The organism is Coraliomargarita sinensis (genome assembly GCF_003185655.1).
Lineage (GTDB): Bacteria > Verrucomicrobiota > Verrucomicrobiia > Opitutales > Coraliomargaritaceae > Coraliomargarita_B > Coraliomargarita_B sinensis.
In genome coordinates this window covers 45,659-59,587 of sequence record NZ_QHJQ01000006.1, presented here as the reverse complement: position 1 = coordinate 59,587, position 13,929 = coordinate 45,659, and the positions used below count along the sequence as shown (strand labels likewise).

The following is a 13,929-nucleotide window of genomic DNA, read 5'->3' as shown; positions in this document are numbered from 1 at the left end:
CGAGGCAGGGGTTCGCAAGGCATCGACCCCGCTGTTATCAGCGAGGCCACCGACGTTTTTTATTCCGGAATCTCGTTGAGCGTGTACCAGACATCCCCGGACCAGATGGCACGACCGGAGGAGGCGATTGGATCGGTGCGTAGGTGGATAACATAACCCTGTTTGCGTCCGGGAACGGTGAGCCGGACGGAGCGACCATCTTCGGAGGCAATCGCCCGGGTGACGGAGAGTTCTTCCTGGTCGATCTTAGGCCCGCCATAGTGACGGGTGGCCCGGTAGGTCCACTGTTCGAGGGCGTAGGCCGCCGGGTTCTCGAGTGTTTCTTTCGGCACCGCTTCGGTGAAATGAATGACAAAGCCGTCCGGGGTGGCGGACATGTGGTGGATTTCAAAGGCGGTCTCTCCCGTTGGCGTCAGGCGTTCCAGCCCCTGGTAGATCGGTTGGTTATTTTTCTTGGGATCTTTCCAATACCAGGTACGGGCATGGCGGCCGCCGATGCCTCCGACGTAGAGCGAGCCGTCGGGGCCAAAGAGGATTCGGTTGGGGCCGGCCGCGAGGCCCTGGGTGAAGCGCATGATACAGCCCTGGTAGACCCCATTGACTTTTTCCAGGTAGGCCCGGTTGATACCGCCGTAGCGCATATCGCCCACGGCGAACTGGCCCTCGAATTGGTGGCCATCGGGAAAGAGCAGGAGTTGGGTGGGCGAATTGGCAATCTCATCCTGAGGGAGCTTGATGGCGGCTTCGGTCACGCCTGCTTTACTCCCATGTTCTTTTGGCTGAAATGGCGAAGGGTGTGCTTTGGGTGGTCGGTTGGGTTGATAGAACCCGAAGAAGCGGCCTTTCTGCACATGGTTGATTTCATTGGCCGGAGTCCAATTGCCCTGATTGTCGATGACGAAGCATTCGCCCTCCGCGTTCAGTCCCAAGCCATTGGGCGTCCGCAGTCCGCCGGCGAGCACTTCGATGTTTTCGCCCACCGCTTGGCTCAGGTCGATTTTCCAGACGGCGCCGTGGTTGGGCGGGTTCTGCCACAAGCCCAGGCCGGAACCACGCGACATGTAGAGATAGCCGGGGTGGCCCGGTGTCGGTCCGGGAGTCCAGGGGAGACCGGCGGAAATCTGGTGGAAGTCGTTTGTCGTCCAACCCTTGGCCACCACCGTTTTCTGCCACTGATCGATCATAGGGTCATAAGAGTAGCAGCTTAACTCGTTGCGTTGACTGACGTAGATTGCGTCATCCAAGACCTTCAGCCCGGACGGCTCGAAGAGCTCATCGGCGATTTTTTCACCAGTGATCTCTGACGGATCGTCGCTTCCGGGATTCGAGATCAGCCAGAGCTCGCCGTTCGGCTTTTTCGTCGGGTGGGGGCCTTTAAGTGTTTGTGCATCGAAGCGAGCCACCGCGAGGCGGCCGTCCGATAACATGCCGAGCCCGCCCACCGGCATTTCCAGATTACCTGGGCGGATATTGGTCGCGCGGTAGCCGGGGTGGACCGCGTCAAGTTTCTTGCCCAAGCCGGGCCGCGTCTTTTTTCCGGACAGGGCTTTTTGGCCGCTCTGAGTCGGGCGGAAGTAATATTTCGGAGCCAGTAGGTTTCCGGTGGGCACAGCTGCGGGCTGGCGGGGGCGACGGGGGGTCTTCCACGCCAGGCGGATCGGTTTGTCCGCTTTATTTTTTACGATCTGAATCAGTTCAAACGTATGCCAGCCCCGGGGGATTATCTTCGTGTCGCTGCCCACGCGTTCCCCGCCGATCATGAAGCGTGTGGGTGCAGTTGTGTTCAGCGCAAAGCTGTAAGCGCCTTCCATGGGGATGCGAATCCAGCCGGACCATTCGGCAATGTATTGGCTGCGGATCTTCTCCTTGTCCCTCTCCATGATCTGCTGATCATTCTGAAAGACCGTATCTGCCTCGACCTCAACACTGGGGACGGTCAGATCGACGTTGGCCGAAGCACTGGGGTCGATTGCAACGGGTTCGCCTGGCTCGTCAAAGTGATCCCCGATCCAATAGATGCGAAGGCCCAGCCCTGGCTCGGTATCCAGTCCGCCGGTCTCGGGTTTTTTGTTGGGGGCGCCCGTTGCGGTTCCAAGCAGGCCGATGCAGAGGCTTAAAATGGCGAAAGGCAGTCTCAGCATAATGACGAAGGGGTAGAGTTTACCGGTAAAAAAGAGATTACGGAATGAGGGCCGTCCGGATGTCGACACCTTTGGGAGCCTGTGCATCGACCGCCATGAGTTCCTCGGCCATTAACCCGCGCATCTCTTTTAGCAGGGCCGGGCGATCTTCTGCCAAATTCTTCTTTTCGTAGGGGTCCGCCTCGAGATCGAAGAGCTCAAAGCGTTCGTCGCCTTCATTGAGTTGATGCCAAACCAGCTTGCGGTGACCATCAATCAGGACAGTGAAATAGCTGCTGCGGTGTGAATGAGGGAAATGCATGAGGAAGCGCTGGGGCTGGGCAGTTTCTATGCCGGCAAACCAGGGCCATAGGCTGGCGCCGTCGATAACGTGCTCCTCCGGGGCCTCGACACCGGTCACTTTCAGGAGGGTCGGTAGCAGGTCGTGGACGGTGCCGATATCGGTGGGCTCAAGAATGCCTTGAGTGATGGGAAAGCGTTTTTGAATCTGGGCATCCTCACTCGGTTGGGCCCAAGCTGCGATAAAGGGCACCCGCATGCCGCCTTCATAGTGGGTCGCTTTCTTGCCGCGCAGTGGCGCGGAAGAAGTGTGGCCGTGCGAGTTTCCCATGGGCGCATCCGAGCCGTTGTCGCCCAGGAAAACCACCAGTGTATCTTCCGCGACACCCAGCGATTCGATGTGCCGCATCAAGTCGCCCAAAGATTTGTCGATTCCCTCGGCCATCGTGGCATAGGCTACCTCTCTCTTGCTGCGTCCCTGTATGCCCGCATACCGGTCCTTGAAGCGCGGGTCCGCTTGAAAGGGAGAGTGCAGCGCGTAATGCGACATGTAGGCAAAAAAGGGTTTTTTGGCCTCAACCGCGGCGGAAATTTCCTTCTTCAGTTCAAGCGTCAGCGCTTCCGTCAAATAGGTTTTGGTGCCGCGGTAGGCTTCAAGGCCGGGCACGGCGTGTATCTTGCTGGTGCCTCGAATGTGACCATAGCCTTCCTCACCGTAGTAGCTCGATGGTCGACCGATGGAGCCACCGCCGATATTCACGTCAAAGCCGATATCCTTCGGATTCGAGCCTTCATGGTTGAAGGGAGCAAAGTGTCCTTTGCCGCAATGAATCGTTCGGTAGCCAGCTGACTGTAGCAATCTTGCCAGTGTGACATTATCCTTGCCCAAACCGCTCCAATTCCAGTCCGCCGGATCATGCGAACCGCCATTGCGTCCGGTCAGCCGGATCCACTGGGTCGTTCGGTGACGGGCCGAGGACTGGCCCGTCATGATCGAGGCCCGGGTGGGGGAGCATACGCTGTTGGCGTAGAATCGGCTGCTGCGAAAGCCCTGCGCCGCCAGCTTTTCCATTTCGGGCGTGTGGTAGAATTGATTCAGCGGATGTTTTACAGGCTGACCTTCGCTGTCGGCCAAAAAGGGAACTGAGGTATCCATGGGCCCCATATCGTCGATCAAAACGAGGAGTATATTGGGGCGGCTAACATCTGCCTGGGCAAAGCCCAATGCCACTAGGAGGCAAATCAGGTGTCTCTGTATCATAATTCCACAGGATTCGCCAAACCTGCGGCTTTGCAATGCCGCAGTGAAAGTTATCGCTTGTCAGCCCTGACTTAGCTGAAGACCCATGTTCAACATATTGAGGACAGCCTTGTGTTTTTCTCCTCACTTATCCTGCGCGTACATGACGTGCAGAATCGAGTGAAGTGGGATCCATGAATTCATTTCAGGCTCCGACAAGCGTAAAACAATCGCATCGTCGTGGACGGCCACCAGCCTGCCAAGCAGTGTCGTTTTGGCTCCGTTCAGACTGCCGCTATTGGCGGACATAGGTAAATTACCGGCCATGCCCAGATCATTTCTTTTCAGATACACCGTCACGTAGGAGCCGACCACATGATTCAGGGTATGGTTCTCCGAGTCGTCCTGATCTTTATTCCCGGTGTCGACTTTCATGCAGGCAGAAAGTGTGAGTGTAGCGAACACTAGGATTAGTATATTTCTGATCATTTGCCTTGTCTCCCTGAGCTGTTTTGGCGGTGGATTTATTGTGGGTGAAAGCCGAAACTCTTTGGATTATAAAGCAAAGTTTTCCGTCTTAGTTCTTCGGATAAATCTTATGCCAAACGCCTTGGTATCGCTTCTCACCCTCAGGATTTAGGTAGGACTGCGAGTGCACCATAGTGAACCCCTCATCGCTGTAGTAGCGCTTGCGTTGTTCGAATGAGGATTCCTCCTGATTGAACCACCAATACCACCAGTAGCCTTCATTCTCGGGAACTTCAGCATAACTCATTCTGTATTCGGCTATGCCATTGTTCCAGCGCCCATCCACCGAGGTGACCCAATGTCCTTCGTCCCAAAAATTCTTTCCGTTTTGTTTCTTTTCCAACCGGGCGAGTTCGGCATTGAATTGTGCCAGCGGCAGCCATCCGGTGCTGGTTCCTTTTGCATCGTCTGCTTGAGGAATGCTTTGGCATCCGGTCAGTAGGGCGAATGAGAATACGCTGAGTAATGTGAAGACTGTTTTCATGGGGTTATGGTCGATGAGGCGATCCTTGAAGCAGGCAATTTTCGGGTTTATCTCTTTTAGCATTAAGCTTGCGAGATTATGAGTGGGCAACATATTTTCACTCAACTGTTGCCTCATTCATATTAAGCTCACTTGGCAGCCTGTTATATTTTAGGACAGATGGCACTGACTAAAAGGATTGTGTCATGGCAGGAACGGAGTACAAAGAACTGCGCACTTATTACCATGGGCAGTATTCTTTCATCTAATTCTCTCTGGGTGCCATTTGGGCTTACCTTAAGCTGTATCTTTGCTCCGCTCGCCTGGGCCACAGATGTGGCGGCCGTTAAGTCCGGGCCCTTCACCCGGGTCGCGTTTCAATCGGAGGACATCGAGTTGCAGCATCTGCACGACGCCGCGGTGGCACGCTTGCAGGAGAATCTGGTGGCATTTACCGATTCGATGCAGGTGCTGGTTGAGGGGGGCGGCTATCCCAACGCCTGGCTGGAGACGCAGCCGATGGGCGGGGAAATGTTTGCCAAGCGCAACCTGCAGGTGGGCCTGAACAATCAACTCATATTCATGCTCACGCAGCGCAAGGACGGGCGGCTGCCGGGCATGGTTATCGCTGGAGATACCGCGCGCCGCAACGGCTGGGATCAAGACCCGCCCGAGGCGCATATCTGGATGCCCGAAGTCGATATCCTGGCGGATTTTGAAATGTTTCAGGGCTTCTGCTTTCCCGAGCCAGCCTGGCGGATCTACCACTGGATCGGGCGAGATCGCGCCTATTTGAAGCAGCTCTATTACGTGCTGGAGGGCTACGATGCTTATCTCTGGAAAACCCGTGACTCCAACGGTGACGGTGTGCTGGAAACCTGGGCGGTCTGGGATACGGGCGAGGATGCCAGCACCCGCTTGGAACACCGCTGGGCTCCGAATCGCTGGCCCTTCGACAAGCCGCCGGGAGCCGAAGGCATGCCGCGCCCGGAAAATCCGGACGACCTGCGCCGCTATTGGCATAAGGGGCCCCGCGAGCCGATGCCGACCCTCGAGCAAGTGAAAGTGCCTTTCCAGTCCATGGACATTATGGCTTACAGCTACAGCGCCCGGGCCACGCTGGCCAAAGTCGCGAAGGAGCTCGGCAATGGCAAGGAGGCCTACTGGGCGGAGAAGGCGGAAGAGGTGCGCCAGTCGCTGGTCGAGAATCTCTGGGATCCGGAGCGCAAGGCCTGTTTCGATCGGGACCGCGACGGCGAAGTTCTGCCGGAGCTGATTCACAACAACATGCGTTGCATGTGGTATGGGATCTTTACCCAGGAGATGGCCGATGCCTGGATCGAACATCACATGCTTGACCCGACAACCTTCTGGACGCCCGTCCCGCTGCCTTCGATCGCGATCAACGAACCGCTTTTCTACAACGGAAAGCGGAACAATTGGAGCGGCCAGCCACAGGGACTGACCTATCAGCGTGCCATCGACGCGCTGGAAAACTACGGACATTATGCCGAGGTCACCTTGCTCGGACAAAAGCTGCTGCCCGTTCTGATTCAAAATAACTGCCGTTTTACCCAACAACTCGATCCCATGACCGGGGCGCCCTCCGGGCAGCGACCCGACGGCTACGGTCCCATGATGTTGGCCGCACTCGAATACCTTTCCCGGATGCAGGGCATCCACCTTGAGGTGGACGAGGGAAGAGTGTGGTGGTCGGCAGTCGATCCCGGGGCGGCCGATTTCAGTTACGAGCAGAGCTGGGGCGACCGCAGCTTCCGCCTGAGCCAGGAGGGCGGCGTGATGAAGGCCTATGTGGGCCGGGAGCTTGTCTTCACTAGCAGTGCGGGGGCACGGGTCATCACCGATCTGTCCGGCAAGGCTCTTGAAGTGGTCGGCGCAACGCCCGAACCGGTGCGCTTTCAATTGAAAAGAGACACGGGTATGACCGATTTGCTCGTGCAGCCCAATACGGTTTATGCGATTAACGAGGAGGGAGCCGAAGTGAAGTCGTCCGTGCCCTTTAATCTTCCACCGGCGATCAATTGATGAATCGATTAAAAAGAGGAGCCGCAGAGCTATCGCGCGGTTCGAGGACGCAGCTGCCTTACCGATCTTTCACATCATTCCAATTTAACAAAATCATCCATACATCATGCCACATCCTTCAAAAAACCGTCCTTTGCTTTTCACCGGCCAAGCGACTTTTCTCATGAGACTGGCAGTGCTGGCCGCCTTGCCGATTTTGTCCCTCTCGGCCACTCCGGACGGACCCTCCGCCGACCAGGGCGGGGCTACGCCCGCGTCGAGCAAATCGACTGCTCCGGTCGAGTTGAAGAACGAGTACGTTACGGTGGCATTCGATTTGGAGGATTTCCGCTTTTCCGTCTACGACAGCAAGACCGGTGAGCCTTTGCTGACCGATTCTCAAATCAAGGTGGGAATGGATAAAGGCGCCGAACTGAAGGTGCACCGTGAAGAAGCTGTCTCGGATGCGATGGGAGAAGGCAAGCGTATCATCCTCGCGCTGACCGATTATGGCTTTTACCGCTACGCGACGCATTTCAGGTCCGGTGTGCCACCGAAGCGCTTGCTCTCGTTTACTCTCTACGATGAGTACCCGGCGCTGGTGCTCGGCTTCGGTTTACTGACCGATAACTACTACAGCATTCGCCTGCGGGATGCGGAGGTCCTGAGCGGGGAGGGTGAGCTATTCGGCGGGGCCAGGATCCGAGATCCGCTTACCCTCAACGGTGCGGCCGGCGCGGTGGCCACCTATGTGCTCCCCGGGCTGGATCGCATTTCGTCGAACAGCCTGATGCTGACTGGTAAGGTGAAGGGCAAGCAACGCACCGTCGTCTGGGGTGGCCTCGGACAGGCAGCTTACGGCAAGGTGGCTGAGCTGCAGGATGGCGGTCTCCGCCTCTTGGCTGAGGACCCGTATGGACTGCTCATCGACGAGGACCGTGAGTTTCTCTCCGAGGATACCTTCTATCTCGATCTCACCGGCACGGACCCATTTGCCGCGCTGGAGCGCTATGGTCTGGCCCTGCGCGCCGCCAATGATGCCTCGCCCAATGTATATGACTATCCTGTGCTATGCGGATGGAGCGTGGGGGCGATCAGTAAGCTTCCGGGTATTAATAACAGTGCCAAACTCGTTGAAGAAGCTGACCATGCCGTGGCCAGCGGGATGACGAAATACACGAAGATCATGAACCGCTTGGAGCCGGACAAGTATCATCTGGATACGGAGCAGGGCTGGTGGGATAATGAGGTCTTCCGTCAATACGGACACCTCGTGCCACCCTACGAAACTTTGAAGGAATTCTGTACGGCATTGGAGGAGCGTGACGCAATGGGCTACATCTACATGCAACTGGGCATGCCCTCCGATGATTTCGCGCGCGCCCATCCGGAATGGATGCTTTTCAACGACGCCTCCGAGGTGGACCGGGTGGACCCCAATTTCAGGAGGAAAGAGGTCAAGCACCACCATCACCAGCCCTATGTCACCTACGACTACACAGACAAGAGCTTTGCCGAGCATTTCGTCAAGGTCTGGTCCGCGATCGCGGAGGCCGGAATTCAGGGCGTGAAGGTCGACTATCCCGCCACCGCCTGGCGCCCGGAGGGAGGCTTTGACGACCGCTATGCCAGCACCAACTCGGCCTATCTGCGTGCCTTCAAACTGCTGCGCGAAGCGATGGGGGAGGACGCGCTGATTGACGAGCGTAACCTCGGCGAATCCGGCCGGCCCTGCCTCGACCTCACCGCCGGGGTGATCGATACCCAGCGTACCTGGGCCGACTCCAACGAGTTTGTGCCCGAGATGGTCTCCCGCAGCGGCCTACGCTGGTACAAGAACCGCACCGTCTTTAACTACTATTCGGATACCAAGGCCGTTCACGGTCTCGAACCGGCCGAGCTGCAATCGCTCATTACGCTGAACTTTCTCACCAGTGGTCGTCTCGATCTCGCCACTTCCTATTCGCTCTTTACCCCGGAAATTACGCGAATTGTTTCCCGCAGTTACCCGCACTATCCGGACCCTGTCAGCGCGCGTCCGCTGGACGCCTTTACCGGCGTGACTGACCCGCAGGTTTACGAACTGGAGCTCACCCCGGACTGGCGCCAGGTCACCTTTTACAACACGGGCGAGGAGAAGGCTGAGGTATCCACTGCTCTGAGCGGTGACCGGGTCAAGAATGCCATCGGCCTGGATCCCCGCCAGTCCTACCACGCTTACGAGTTCTGGACCGATACCTATGTCGGCAAACTTAAGGGCCGCGATGAGTTGGCGTGGCCCCTCGACCCCGGCCACTGTGCCATGATCTCCGTCCGCCGGGCGCTGGACCATCCCCAGGTCCTCAGCACCGACCGCCACCTGCTGCAGGGCTGGGTCGAACTGGAAGACGTGCGCTGGGATGCCGCGAAACAAAGCCTGAACGGCACCGCCAAAGTCATCGGCGGGGAAACTCTCCGCATCGTCATCGCCAGCAACGGTATAGGGTTGGAAGAGATCACTGTCAATGAGGGTCGGGCAAAGCTGGAAGCGCACCCCACCTCAGATGACCTTTATGTCCTGGCGATCGATGCTGGGGAAACGTCGGATGTCCAGTGGTCCGTTCGCTGAGCTTATGAGACACTGTTGAGACGATGGTTCCTGCCTGTCTCAATGCCTTTCAACCACTCGAAAGGCCAAGGCGCCTTCGATCAGGATCGTTTCCTCGGGCCGGGCGAAGAGTGGTGTGCCCCGGAAAATTTGTTTTCGTGCGGTCTGCGGGGCCGAGGGGACGAATGCCCGGAACATATAGCGCGGGTATTGCTCTGGAGGACAACGCAGGTAAAGGTAACTTTCGCTGCCGGTCGGGCGGTAGCGGTCATTTTCAATCAGGCTCTTCATAGGAAGCGCTTCTACTGTAAACACTTGGTTTTGTGCGTAAGTATTGGCGATCAACTGCTCACCATTCTTCCCGATTAAGCAGGAGTAATGACCTCTCTGCCTCTCGAGTTGTTTGCTCTGGGAGTTCTTTCTATAGATGCCCTGGAACAAAATTACCGGCAATTCGGAATCCACCAGTTGGTGAAGTAGGTTGTCATTCGGTAGATTGTAATAATAGATCTCTAATCCTGTGTCACCCGCATTACGGTGGCAGTACTGGATTAAAGTTTCGATCAGACGCATCAGGCTGATCTCGCCCGTGTTTCCGGCGAGAGTATCCACCTCGGCGAGGATCGCTTGTTCTTCTATCGTTAACCCGGCCTGATTGAAGATTGGACTCGATTCCGTCTTTCGTTCGACGGGTGCTGAAAGAACTTCCTTCTCCGTCAGCCAAATCAACCAGGAGCCCAGCGCGATAGAGCCGCATCTGAATTCGGCCCCAGTAAGGACTCTCTGGTCCACGGTGGGAAAATCTTCAATCAGTCGCCCGTGCGATATAGGCGTATCGTCTTCCTCGCCAAAGACGTTCTGAAGTATCACAGATATGAAAAGAAACAGGCGCGCGCCATTTTTTAGCCAACGACGCAATAAACTTGGAGACATACTTGTAACATGAGGCCAGGGACATTGTCAGGCAATCGAGATATGCAAGGTGGGCAGGCATCGCCTGTGTTGGATATTCCGCCTTCAGGCATAGCGACCAAACCCTTTCCTGTAGGCGGGGTTCCCAGGGAGCAACAGGAGAGGGGTTGCCTCATCGAAGTCCGGGCCATCCGTGCCCAATATCCCTTCTGATCTTAGGCAAATTTTCTGGCACGATTTCTGCCGTAATCTTAGTTATGAGTATGGCTAAAATTAAAGGAGTGCTTCTCGACTTATCGGGCACGCTTTATTCCGGGAGCGACCGGATCGAGGGCACGCGGCGCTGCCTCGCCGAGCTTGAGAGGCGGGCCATACCGTACCGCTTCCTGACCAACACGACCACTCAATCGCGGGCGCGGATTGTGCAGAAGCTCGCCTCGCTGGGAGTCGTAACGAAAGAAGAATGGATCCTCACTCCCATGGCCGCGGCCTGTGAGCGCTTCCGGGCGGACGGGTTTGCCAGTGCCGCACTCTTCGTCGCCGAGGAAGCGAAAGAGGATTTTTCGGAAATTCCGGAAGACCGTGCGCACCCGGATGTGGTCATCCTCGGCGACCTCGGCCGCGAGTTTGACTACGACACCCTGAATCAGGCCTTTCGGTTGATCGCTGACGGTGCCGCCTTCTATGCGCTTGCCCGGAATCGATGCTTTGAGTCAGGTGGCGAGCTCTTTCTCGATATGGGGCCCTTTGTTGAGGCCCTGGCCTACGCCTCTCGAAAGGAACCAGTCTGCCTGGGGAAACCCTCCAAAGCCTTTTTTGAAAACGCGGTGGCCGAGCTTGATGTGCCGGCTGAATCGGTCGCTGTCGTCGGGGACGATTTGGAGAGCGATGTCCTTGGCGCCATGCATAACAAACTGATCGGGATCCTCGTGCAGACCGGAAAATTCAACCGGGATCAACTGGATCAAATGGAACAAAAGCCGGACGCGGTCATTGAGTCCATCGCGGTCCTGCCGGAACTGCTTTCAAGTTCTTGAGCCGGACTCTCGGATCTTTATATTTTGCGTTGGACCCCCTTTTGGTGACCAAGCGGTTGGCTCTGCCTTCAGGGTCAATACTAGTCAATGTTTAGGTATAGTTTAAAACGCTCCAGCATTTCTTTCTTCATGTCCTTGAATAAGCGTTCGCTGCAGGGTTTTCGGTACTGTAGAAATGTGCGATCGCACGCCCGGTATTCCAGTGCTGACCGCTAGCCCGAAAACTTGCCCAACGGTTCCGGATCGACGATGCCTTTGACGGTCTTCTGCAGCTGGCGGATTTCCTTCTCCACCTCGCTGATGGCTTTTTTGGTATCGAGTGCCTCGATGGTCAGGGTGGTGTTGCGTGACTCGCCGCCCTTGAGGGTGATGACCCGGCCTTTCTCCCGTTCGAAGCGGCGGGGATTGGGGTAGTTGGTCGCCGGTTCCAGGCCGGTGACGTAGCCGTCGGCCCGGGCGGCGGTATTTTTCCACTGGGTGAAGCAGGGGAAGTCTTTCAGGGAAAAGCGCAGGACGGAGGCCTGGTTACCGGCGGCGTTGCGCAGCATGACGGCGGTCTCGCGGCTGCCCCGTTTGGCGGCCAGGTCGTAGAGGTAGGCCTGCTCGACGAAGCCGGCCTGGGGGTCGCCGTAGCGGTCGAAAGTTTTAATGCCCTCGGCCGAGCGCGGGTCGCGTGGCGCCACCTGTTTGAAGGGCGCGACGAATCGCGATCCATTTTCGAGAAGCGTTTCCCCGTAGTTGATGTGGTAGAGCATCTCGTGCTCCTGCGGGTTCTGGCCGAGGTTGGTCACGGTGTCGGTGATGGTCATGGCGTCCGAACCGAGGTCGGTGCGGATCTCGACGTTGAGGCGCAGGGCCGGACCGAACATCATGGTTTCGTCGACCTCACCGCGCAGGACGATGGCCCCGTCCGTCACTTCCAGCGAGACAGCGCGGGCGGGGATGTTGGCGATCTTGCCGTGAAGGGTGAGGGGCACGTCCATCGAGTTGCCGCTGTAGTCGGTCACCGTGTCGATGCCGGGAGCGCCCATGCTGTTAATCCCGCAGCGGACGAACCATTCGTTGAAGCCTTTGAGCCAGCCGAGTCCGCCGCGTTCCTCCAGGTTGATGAAAGCCGGGTTAACCGGATCCTTGACCGGCGAGTCCCAACCGAGTGTGATCTCGCCGCATTCGCCCTTCCAGATGCCCATCCCGCGGGTGGGGAGGACGGCGAAGTGGAGCTTGCCGTTATGGATCTCGACCACCTGTACGCCTTCCTGAAGACCGCCGCGCAGGGTATAGGACTGCACCGACCAATCAGCAGCCGCGCCTTCGTCCGCTTCGAGAAAGATGTGTTGAAAGTCGTCACCGGATTCCGGATCAAGGAGGGGGAGTTTGTGGAGTGTTTTCATGATGGGGAATTGCTTGTCCGGCTACGCTGGATCTTCACTTATCCTTCGCCTTTTCGATTTGCGCGATCAGTTGCTCTCTTGTCGGGCCGGTGGCGTTGCAGACGAAGAAGGCGGTGGCGGCGTTGGCGATGACGAGGCGTTCCTTGAGGGGCAGGTCGCCGAGGGAGGCGCAGAGGTAGCCGCCGTTGAAGCTGTCACCGGCCCCGGCGAGTCGGACGACTTCGGTCTGGCGCTCCTGCAGGGCGTAGGCTTCGCCATCCTTGGCGCTGGAGGCGGCTCCGAAGTCGGGGGTGTGCACGACCAGCTCGTCGAATCCGATTTTCTCGCGGGCGACTTTCAGGGCTTCGGCGATGGCGGCCGGTTCGAGGGGAGGGCGCTCAACCCCGATCCGGGCGAAGAGTTCGAAGACCTCGTGCTCGTTCAGGCTGAAGGTGAGGGGCACCCGGTCGTTGTATCTTTGGACCAGGTCCAGGGTTTTCAGGAAGGCCTCGCTGGACTTCTTCTTGATGTCGGCGAAGTCAAAGAACATACGCCCGGGGAAGTTGCCGCTGGCTTCGCATTCGGCCATAAAGCCCTTGAAGATATCGTCGAAGTTGGACGTGAGCGACCAGTAGCCGAGCCCGAGAATGTCGAGGTCTTTGAAAATTTCCTTGAGCTTGGCCTCACCCAACCGTTGTTGCACATCCGCCCATGTGAGATTGGAGACGGCCTTCAGGTCGCTCATGAGCACCTTGCCATCCGGGAACTCGAGCGCGATGGTCAAGGCCGGGTCGCCCAGGCTGAGGATTTCGCAGCTGTCCCTGAATTCCTCAAAGGCCGGATCGATCTCCTTGTCACCGTAAAGGCCTGGAAGGATGGGTTTGATCCCTAGGCAAGCGGCGATGCGTCCGGTGTTGATGCCGCAGCCGCCTTCGCAGCGGCGCTTCCAGACCAGCTCGACACCGACCCCGCCGTCCGCGCGCTCGACCAGCAGCTCGCCAAAATTCTTCAGCTTGGGCATGGCGGTGTAGTCGGTCTGGCTCCGTCGCTCCTCGACGATCTCGTAAGTCTCGTCCACGAAGCCGTCACAGCCCAGCAGGATGTTCCCGTTAAAGTTGTTAATGTAATCGACGTATTTTTGCATTATCGCGCTCATGGGGAGGGAAGTTTATGATTCTTAACGAGGAATGGGGGATATTAATCGAAGCACGGCCGGCGGGTAGTAGTTGGCGTGATGCTCTGTTTGTGAGGGGCTAATGTTCCGGCCGGGAAAGAAGTCTTTGGTTTTGGGACGTTTGGCCGCTTTGACGCATTTGCGGGATCGTAGTGATTGCCTCTCCGGGCACG

General features: G+C 57.4%; 10 protein-coding genes. 3 read left to right on the top strand and 7 right to left on the bottom strand.

Going from position 1 to position 13,929, the window contains the following annotated elements; all coding sequences use genetic code 11:
• Positions 1 to 59: 59 nt before the first annotated feature.
• The 4 genes from DDZ13_RS09410 to DDZ13_RS09395 all read right to left on the bottom strand — a co-directional run bounded on the left by DDZ13_RS09410 (position 60) and on the right by DDZ13_RS09395 (position 4,789).
• On the bottom strand, positions 60 to 2,228 hold the full coding sequence (locus DDZ13_RS09410; RefSeq protein WP_146209318.1) for a PQQ-dependent sugar dehydrogenase family protein: 2,169 nt from the start codon (positions 2,226 to 2,228) through the stop codon (positions 60 to 62).
• Positions 2,179 to 3,681, bottom strand: coding sequence for a sulfatase (locus DDZ13_RS09405; protein ID WP_110131205.1), 1,503 nt, complete (start codon positions 3,679 to 3,681; stop codon positions 2,179 to 2,181). Before DDZ13_RS09405 ends, DDZ13_RS09410 begins: the two co-directional genes overlap by 50 nt.
• 123 nt (positions 3,682 to 3,804) lie before the next feature.
• Positions 3,805 to 4,095: a hypothetical protein gene (locus DDZ13_RS09400; protein ID WP_110131204.1), complete on the bottom strand. Its 291-nt coding sequence runs from the start codon at positions 4,093 to 4,095 to the stop codon at positions 3,805 to 3,807.
• 142 nt (positions 4,096 to 4,237) lie between these two features.
• Positions 4,238 to 4,789 carry a DUF4148 domain-containing protein gene (locus DDZ13_RS09395; protein ID WP_146209317.1) on the bottom strand — a complete coding sequence of 184 codons (552 nt, stop codon included), beginning with the start codon at positions 4,787 to 4,789 and terminating at the stop codon, positions 4,238 to 4,240.
• Between the two features lie 42 nt (positions 4,790 to 4,831).
• Between DDZ13_RS09395 and DDZ13_RS09390 the strand changes: the two genes are divergently transcribed.
• Positions 4,832 to 6,697, top strand: coding sequence for an MGH1-like glycoside hydrolase domain-containing protein (locus tag DDZ13_RS09390; RefSeq protein WP_199221096.1), 1,866 nt, complete (start codon positions 4,832 to 4,834; stop codon positions 6,695 to 6,697).
• 106 nt (positions 6,698 to 6,803) lie between these two features.
• Positions 6,804 to 9,284 (top strand): alpha-amylase family protein, encoded by a 2,481-nt coding sequence (locus DDZ13_RS09385; protein WP_110131202.1) that lies wholly within the window; start codon positions 6,804 to 6,806, stop codon positions 9,282 to 9,284.
• 39 nt (positions 9,285 to 9,323) lie between these two features.
• On the opposite strand, the gene DDZ13_RS09380 is transcribed toward DDZ13_RS09385, so the two are convergent.
• Positions 9,324 to 10,133: a hypothetical protein gene (locus DDZ13_RS09380; protein WP_146209316.1), complete on the bottom strand. Its 810-nt coding sequence runs from the start codon at positions 10,131 to 10,133 to the stop codon at positions 9,324 to 9,326.
• Between the two features lie 305 nt (positions 10,134 to 10,438).
• On the opposite strand from DDZ13_RS09380, the gene DDZ13_RS09375 reads away from it, so the two are divergent.
• Complete coding sequence (locus tag DDZ13_RS09375; RefSeq protein WP_158279863.1) at positions 10,439 to 11,212, top strand: TIGR01458 family HAD-type hydrolase; 774 nt, start codon at positions 10,439 to 10,441, stop codon at positions 11,210 to 11,212.
• Positions 11,213 to 11,424: 212 nt separating this feature from the next.
• Here DDZ13_RS09375 and DDZ13_RS09370 read toward each other — a convergent pair whose 3' ends face one another.
• Together DDZ13_RS09370 and DDZ13_RS09365 are read right to left on the bottom strand one after the other, a co-directional pair.
• A complete protein-coding gene (locus DDZ13_RS09370) occupies positions 11,425 to 12,603 on the bottom strand; it encodes an aldose 1-epimerase family protein (protein WP_110131199.1) in 1,179 nt (392 codons plus the stop codon).
• Between the two features lie 34 nt (positions 12,604 to 12,637).
• Entirely contained in the window at positions 12,638 to 13,738 is a 1,101-nt protein-coding gene (locus DDZ13_RS09365) for a PfkB family carbohydrate kinase (RefSeq protein WP_110131198.1), read from the bottom strand.
• Positions 13,739 to 13,929: the final 191 nt, after the last annotated feature.

What these genes read in the sequence shown, in the direction of transcription:
- DDZ13_RS09410 (WP_146209318.1), bottom strand. Translation starts at nt 2,228, where the DNA reads ATGCACAGGCTCCCAAAGGTGTCGACATCCGGACGGCCCTCATTCCGT.
- DDZ13_RS09405 (WP_110131205.1), bottom strand. Translation starts at nt 3,681, where the DNA reads ATGATACAGAGACACCTGATTTGCCTCCTAGTGGCATTGGGCTTTGCC.
- DDZ13_RS09400 (WP_110131204.1), bottom strand. Translation starts at nt 4,095, where the DNA reads ATGAAAGTCGACACCGGGAATAAAGATCAGGACGACTCGGAGAACCAT.
- DDZ13_RS09395 (WP_146209317.1), bottom strand. Translation starts at nt 4,789, where the DNA reads ATGAGGCAACAGTTGAGTGAAAATATGTTGCCCACTCATAATCTCGCA.
- DDZ13_RS09390 (WP_199221096.1), top strand. Translation starts at nt 4,832, where the DNA reads ATGGCACTGACTAAAAGGATTGTGTCATGGCAGGAACGGAGTACAAAG.
- DDZ13_RS09385 (WP_110131202.1), top strand. Translation starts at nt 6,804, where the DNA reads ATGCCACATCCTTCAAAAAACCGTCCTTTGCTTTTCACCGGCCAAGCG.
- DDZ13_RS09375 (WP_158279863.1), top strand. Translation starts at nt 10,439, where the DNA reads ATGGCTAAAATTAAAGGAGTGCTTCTCGACTTATCGGGCACGCTTTAT.
- DDZ13_RS09370 (WP_110131199.1), bottom strand. Translation starts at nt 12,603, where the DNA reads ATGAAAACACTCCACAAACTCCCCCTCCTTGATCCGGAATCCGGTGAC.
- DDZ13_RS09365 (WP_110131198.1), bottom strand. Translation starts at nt 13,738, where the DNA reads ATGAGCGCGATAATGCAAAAATACGTCGATTACATTAACAACTTTAAC.